Source organism: Candidatus Parvarchaeota archaeon (assembly GCA_016866895.1).
Classification (GTDB): Archaea; Micrarchaeota; Micrarchaeia; order Anstonellales; family VGKX01; genus VGKX01.
Genome location: VGKX01000146.1, coordinates 1 through 3,144 on the forward strand (window position 1 = coordinate 1; position 3,144 = coordinate 3,144).

At 49.5% G+C, this 3,144-nt stretch carries 7 protein-coding genes; all 7 read right to left on the reverse strand.

The window, feature by feature from the left end; all coding sequences use genetic code 11:
• Positions 1-331, reverse strand: a 331-nt coding sequence (locus FJZ26_05160) for a hypothetical protein (GenBank protein ID MBM3229795.1), incomplete at its 3' end; no start/stop codon positions are given.
• Positions 332-516: 185 nt separating this feature from the next.
• Positions 517-867 carry a prefoldin subunit beta gene (locus FJZ26_05165; protein MBM3229796.1) on the reverse strand — a complete coding sequence of 117 codons (351 nt, stop codon included), beginning with the start codon at positions 865-867 and terminating at the stop codon, positions 517-519.
• Between the two features lie 121 nt (positions 868-988).
• Complete coding sequence (locus tag FJZ26_05170) at positions 989-1,276, reverse strand: hypothetical protein (GenBank protein ID MBM3229797.1); 288 nt, start codon at positions 1,274-1,276, stop codon at positions 989-991.
• A 38-nt stretch (positions 1,277-1,314) separates the two neighbouring features.
• Complete coding sequence (locus FJZ26_05175) at positions 1,315-1,818, reverse strand: hypothetical protein (protein ID MBM3229798.1); 504 nt, start codon at positions 1,816-1,818, stop codon at positions 1,315-1,317.
• A gap of 72 nt (positions 1,819-1,890) precedes the next feature.
• The gene (rpoP, locus tag FJZ26_05180) at positions 1,891-2,022 is read right to left on the reverse strand and encodes a DNA-directed RNA polymerase subunit P (protein ID MBM3229799.1); all 132 of its coding nucleotides are present in this window, start codon (positions 2,020-2,022) and stop codon (positions 1,891-1,893) included.
• 48 nt (positions 2,023-2,070) lie between these two features.
• On the reverse strand, positions 2,071-2,310 hold the full coding sequence (gene rpl37ae / locus FJZ26_05185) for a 50S ribosomal protein L37ae (GenBank protein ID MBM3229800.1): 240 nt from the start codon (positions 2,308-2,310) through the stop codon (positions 2,071-2,073).
• Positions 2,311-2,403: 93 nt separating this feature from the next.
• Positions 2,404-3,144 (reverse strand): exosome complex protein Rrp42, encoded by a 741-nt coding sequence (locus FJZ26_05190; GenBank protein MBM3229801.1) that lies wholly within the window; start codon positions 3,142-3,144, stop codon positions 2,404-2,406.

A 3,144-nucleotide genomic window follows, 5' to 3' on the forward strand; every position in this document is an offset into this window, starting at 1 on the left:
GCCTCAGGCTGTGGTGGTCAATTATGCAGTCAAATCCGCCAGGCAGGTCTTTTGAGATTGGCACCAGGCTTGCGCTGTTTGTATCAACAAGAATGAAAAATTCAAAGTTTTCAACATCGACTTCTTGCGCAAGGAATACTTTTTGCCTGCAATGGGCTGCAAGGCCCCTTGCCGCACTTGAAATTTGGTCAGGGGCGACAATGCTTGCGGTTTTCAGGTACCTGCATAGTGCAATTGCAGACCCGACTGCATCCAGGTCTGCGCGGGTGTGGAAGGTAATCAGAACTCTTTTGCCCCGAATTGACCTGAGGAAATTTTTGACCGATGACAAGCAAATCGCCAAGCTATCGCCTGCCCTTTTTACCTCAAACTGATTTATTAATTGGAGGAGTTTGGCGAGGCTAAGAGGATAAAGAGAAAGCTGATATAAAATAGTATCTTAACCCACCTTGGCCTAACTTGCCTGAAAAACAGACGTTTGCCTTAGTAGAAATTTGCCTTTGAAAAAGCCAGTTATTACTCAGAGGGCATTTTTTTCAGGGCAGCCTCAAGTGTTGCCTTCAGGCCGGCCGCCTTTTCAGAAAGCTGCTTTTCCTGCTTTCCAAGCATTGTGAGGCGCAGCTCGAATGATTCCTGCTTTTCAGACAGCTCCTTTTTTGCAAACTCGGGGCTTATCTGTATCAGCAAGCCGCCTGCTGCCTTGAAAAGCATCCCAGTTGCGCTATTGACGCTTTGCGCTGCAAGCTTGATTTCCTCTATTTGGAACGTCAGCTGCTGCTTTTGGGCAACAACAGTCTGAAGCGTCCTTTGAAGCTGCTGGAATTCCCTAACCTGTTGCTCAATGTCAGCTGGAAGCCCGCCTGCCATAAATACCACCTTTGCAATATTCCGATATCCGGTTTTCCGGATTATTTTCCCTGTTGTTCGTTTGTTTTCCAGTTTGCGCACACATTCCCAGAGTGTTTTTCCTGATGCACAAGTCAGAGACTTAGCTGGAATTTTCCGCCTCTATGCTTTCAATTACGCTAAGAAGCCTTAAATATGAATTTATTGTCGCCCTTAGTGCAACAACGTCATCGGCTTTGATGCGAATGACAAGCTTGCTGCCTTTTGGCGAGATTGATGATAGGCTTCTCTTTTTGAATTCTGTTTCCTGTGCAAGCGCCCTGCACGCGTCTTTTGCAGCCTTTGCGCCTGGAAGGTATATCTCAAGGGCGCATGTGCACCCAAATCTTGCAGCTTTTACTGCTTCATTATTTGCCTTCATTTTTCCCATCTGCCAGCGTACATATTAAATTCCATTTCTCATTTTTCCTACTTTTGTTTTTCAACTGCCTGGAAAAAGCCCAACGAAATTTCCAAGATGCGCCTGCCCTGAAAGCAAAATGAAAGCAGGCCATCAGTGCAGCAAACCTCCAGCTTCGAGCTGCTTGAATCGAAATCCGCTGCATCCAAGCCAAGCATTTCAGACATTTGCCTTGAGCAGCTGCCCTCAAACGATATGCCTTCTGGCTTTGGCTGCCTTTTTGGTTCGGTGTCAAGCTTGACAGATTTGACTGCGACTGCCTGCTCCAGCCATTCAAAGTCATGACCCGACTTGCCGGCAATGACTTTTGCAAACCTGAGGCACGAAGGATTTCCTCGCGAGTCTTCGATAATCAAAAGCCTTGAGTGCCCGCCAAGCCCGGCTTTGTGCGCAAGCTGGTGGATTGAGGATTTGCCCCTTGTCGAATAAGCCGAATCCGGAATGATTGCGGCAAGGCATTTTGCAAGACGCCTTGAAATTTGAACCGGCTTGCGGCTTGTGCTTATGAGCATGGATATGCACGCACTTGTGCTGCGCAGGCGCTGATTCGCAGCTTTATTTTTCCTTGCTTGACCAAGGTCGTGCTACTTCGTGTCCACGTCCTTGGCAACAGGCTGCCTGCCCTTGTAGAGGATTCTCCAGCCACAGTAGGGGCAGCGGACAAACTTGGAGTCAAGCTCCTTTATTTCTTTTTTGCATTTTTGGCAAACGTACATATTACCACCCTAACCGCCTCGCGCCGCGTGCGCCAAGCAGTGAGAAATCTAATTTTTCTTGTTTTCTGCCCCAAGCCGCCTTGAAACCTCTCCGGTCGGGGTTGTGAATGAGTATGCGCCACCGGCAAAAATACCCCCGCATGACTTGCACTGCCACTTTGCATAGGACTGCCTTTTTACTGCGTTTTTTCCGCATGAGGGGCAGTCATATGTTGCGACTTTTTGCCTGTACACCGTCTGCGCCCTTTTTCTTATTTCTGCCCCGTATCGGACATTGCTGTCTGCCATTTTTCATCCACCCCTAGAATATCAACAGTTGTTTTTCAAATATTGTTCACAAATGCAGGCTTTCAGCTTTTCCAGGCCCGCAGCCTGCCTGCACTATTGAGTCAAAAGCGACTTGAGTGCTTCCCCGTGCGCAAACGACTTGTCGATCAGGCCCGAGACTTCGGCGGCGCTTGTGGCTGACCAGCCGGATTTCTGGACCGCACAGACGTGGCTTTTGGTTGTTGCAAACGAAATCCTGCCGTCCATTGCAAGCTCCTCGTCAAGTACCGGGTCAAGCAGGTAGTCTGAGCCGATTTTTACAAATGTGCACGTTGTCACCTTGCTTGAAAGCTTTAGGGGCCCTGTAGACTCGCCTCTAATGATTTTGCAATCCTCAACTTTTGGCATCCTTGTGTTGAGAAGCGCCTCCATTGCGGCAAGGGATGCGCAGTCTATGAGGTTGCCTCCATAGTCAAGCACCCACAAGTCAAGGTAAAGCGCAAGCACCTTTTCATCCTGAATGAAAAACGACTTGAGGTCAAGTGTTTCAGATGAGCGGATTCCCCTGTCAACAACGCGGGCAAGCTCTATGGCGTCCTCGCCTGGCGGGCCTGATTCGAACATCGGGGAGGCAAGTGGCACAAGTTCCGCGCCGGTTGAGAAAATGCCCTCGTCTTCCCTGTCCGGATAAGGCTTTGCAATGTCAAACTTTATGCCTGCAAGCACCTGGGTTTTGCCAAGCTGGCAAAGCGCAGAGCCTTCGGCGTTGGGGATTGCGTTTTTCTGGAGGGTTATCTCCCTGTACTGGTCGGCTCCTCGTCCGTCCAGCCTCTTGCCCTGCCTTGCAAGGTTCAG

Coding starts and splice junctions, on each gene's coding strand:
- FJZ26_05165 (MBM3229796.1), bottom strand. CDS start 867: ATGGCAGGCGGGCTTCCAGCTGACATTGAGCAACAGGTTAGGGAATTC.
- FJZ26_05170 (MBM3229797.1), bottom strand. CDS start 1,276: ATGGGAAAAATGAAGGCAAATAATGAAGCAGTAAAAGCTGCAAGATTT.
- FJZ26_05175 (MBM3229798.1), bottom strand. CDS start 1,818: ATGCTCATAAGCACAAGCCGCAAGCCGGTTCAAATTTCAAGGCGTCTT.
- rpoP (MBM3229799.1), bottom strand. CDS start 2,022: ATGTACGTTTGCCAAAAATGCAAAAAAGAAATAAAGGAGCTTGACTCC.
- rpl37ae (MBM3229800.1), bottom strand. CDS start 2,310: ATGGCAGACAGCAATGTCCGATACGGGGCAGAAATAAGAAAAAGGGCG.